The sequence below is a fragment of the Paenibacillus sp. 7516 genome (assembly GCF_002272715.1).
Taxonomy (GTDB): domain Bacteria; phylum Bacillota; class Bacilli; order Paenibacillales; family Paenibacillaceae; genus Paenibacillus; species Paenibacillus illinoisensis_A.
Window position 1 is genome coordinate 1 of record NZ_NPBI01000043.1, and the last position, 2,739, is coordinate 2,739.

At 44.0% G+C, this 2,739-nt stretch carries 2 protein-coding genes; one reads left to right on the forward strand and one right to left on the reverse strand.

Going from position 1 to position 2,739, the window contains the following annotated elements:
- Positions 1-78: 78 nt before the first annotated feature.
- A complete protein-coding gene (locus tag CHI14_RS27935) occupies positions 79-2,010 on the reverse strand; it encodes a methyl-accepting chemotaxis protein (RefSeq protein WP_170948301.1) in 1,932 nt (643 codons plus the stop codon).
- A gap of 425 nt (positions 2,011-2,435) precedes the next feature.
- On the opposite strand from CHI14_RS27935, the gene CHI14_RS27940 reads away from it, so the two are divergent.
- A partial coding sequence (locus tag CHI14_RS27940; protein ID WP_212677031.1) for a RidA family protein occupies positions 2,436-2,739 on the forward strand: 304 nt, incomplete at its 3' end.

The following is a 2,739-nucleotide window of genomic DNA, read 5'->3' on the forward strand; positions in this document are numbered from 1 at the left end:
AATACTTCGCAGTCTCGACTGCAAGGAGAGTATCCCTCCTGGGACGGAAAAAGCTCCCTGACGGGAGCTTTTCATATATTAGACTTTGAATTTACCGATAACTTCCTGCAATTCTTGCGCCATTTTGCTCAAGCTGTCTGCGGATGCAGAAACTTCAACCATGGAAGCACTTTGCTCTTCCGTAGAAGCGGCAACATTTTGAGTATTTCCAGCGGATTGCTCCGCGATATTGGCTACACCTTCTGCCATGTTAACCATGCTTTGGGCGCTCGCGTGTACCTGTTCCACGATGGCAGAGACATCAATGGATTCGGAAGCAACGCGGTCAATGGATTCCACAATATCGCTGAAAGCCTCTCCGGTTAGGGAAACGAGGGAGATTCCTTCCTGTACAACGGCTGTACCTTCATTCATGGCCGTTACTGCATTTGCGGTTTCTTCGCGAACCTCGTGCACCAGATTACGAATTTTCTCCGCAGACGTTGTGGATTGTTCAGCCAGCTTTCTGACCTCGTCAGCAACGACAGCAAATCCGCGGCCGTGTTCTCCTGCACGTGCTGCCTCAATGGCTGCATTCAGTGCAAGCAAGTTGGTCTGACTTGAAATCTCAGTGATCAGCCCGATGATATTACCGATTTCATCTGTTTTTTGACCTAATGCATGTACCACATTCGCGGTATTATTAACTTTTTCATGAATCAAATTCATTTGTGCTACGGCATGATTAACAACGGCTGTACCTTCTTTTGCTTTCTCATTGGCACTGCTTGTTAATTCAGTCACTTGTTGAATGGATGTAGCAGCCTGATCCATGCCTCTGGAAATTTCCTCGGTAGATTGTGTAAAAGCCGAAGAGTTATTAACCAGTTTCTCGGAGCCGTCTGCAATATGCTGCACCGCTTCCGAGATATATTCGGCAGTTGCCCGGGTTTGTTCAGCGCTGGCCGACAGTTCTTCTGAAGTTGCAGCGACCTGCTCCGAATTGAATCCGACCTGGGATACCAATTGTCTGAGATTGCCGGACATGGTATTAACCGCTGCGGACAGTTCGCCGAGCTCGTCCTTGGATGTGATCTTAATTTCGTTCGTCAAGTCACCTGCTGCAATATTGTTGGTCGCGATCATTAATCGTTTCAGAGGCAAGTCGATGGAACGAATGACCCATATAACAAGGACGGATCCGCCAATGATGGAAATTGCAATAATAACCAGTGTTGTCATTAAGATTCCGCGGCTTGCTGCTGAGATTTCCTCTACGTCAATGACACCAACGATTTTCCACCCTGTAAGATCATTCGTTTGATAGACGGCGATCTTATCGTTCCCCTCAGAGGAGAAAGTTACGTTACCTTCCGGTTGTGCGTTCATTTGTGCGACATAGGTTTCCGTGTCTTCTGTCCCAATCTCCATCGTTGGATGAGTTATGTATTTATTATCTTTATCCAGTACAGTAACCGTTCCTGTTTCGCCAACCTTGATTTTATTAACCTGTTCGGCAAAATTAGTGAGACTCAAAACAATACTGACGACACCGGAATCATCGGCTGTTGCCATGGAAGGGACGACGATGACTTTGCCATCCTGACTAATGATCGGGCTATTTACAAGTGCTTCGCCTTTCTTCTCGATTGCCATGGAGTACCATGCCCGTTCCCGTGGATCAAAATCTTCGGCAAACGTTTGCTGTGGTGAGTTCAGAAGCTTACCTTCTGCTGTGGCAAATTGAACATGATCATATTCGGATTTAACCGCTTTGATGGGATCGAGAATTTGTCTTAGTTCAGGGCTCTCATCGCCATCAACCATTTCTCCGTTAACGGTTTGTGACAAATACTTAAGATCTTCCAGACTGGTATTGATCAGCATATCCAGCTGAGTATTCACAGTTTCTACGGACTGACGTGTATTTCTCATGAATTGCTCGGTGATGTCATCTTTTGCAGTCCGATATGATAAGAAACCAAGGATGGCAGTTGGCAGGATCAGGATCACCAGAAAAGCGATACTCAATCGTGCTCTAATCGTTATGTTTTTGCCCAACCTAAATTTGTCGAACTGAGATGGTTTAGAAGGAGACTTCTTTGTTTTTTTCATTACCTATGTCCTTTCCTATGTTTAGTTTAGAAATATAAAAATCCTGTAAAGTGGAAACAGGACATTTTTATATGTCGGTAAAACCACTTGAAAAGTTTAGGTCTTTTGTCATAAATGTTTATGAAAGCGCTAAAATTCGACAAGTTTAAATAGGTGCTATTTTACAAAAATAAAATTAATTTAATTGAAATATATTATTTTGTAGTATTTAAGACATGGTTGTTCGTGAAAAATCTAAATGTATTAGTCTATAATACCTAGTTAAAAATTGACAGAATGTGTATCTGTGATATAGTTAGCGAGAATATTTTAAAACGTATACATAAGAAAGGTTGTTGGAAATGACGAGTAAACAGACAGGAAAAGCTGTAAGGCGTTTAACGGCTGGCGTGCTTGCGTTGCAGATCGGGTTTGCAGCAATGGGTACTCCCGCCTTCGCTTCCAAGGTAACCGTTGTTTCGCCTCATGGCGTTGAAACGTTAGCACCCAATGGTGCCATCCAATCGACTGGCACATGGGATGTGGGAACTCGTGCGGGAGATTATATTTATGTTGCTGGCATGCGCGGAATTGATCCGAGCACGAACAAGCTTGTTAGTGATGAAGAGGGACGGATTCGCCAAGCTTTTTTGAACATGCAGCTCA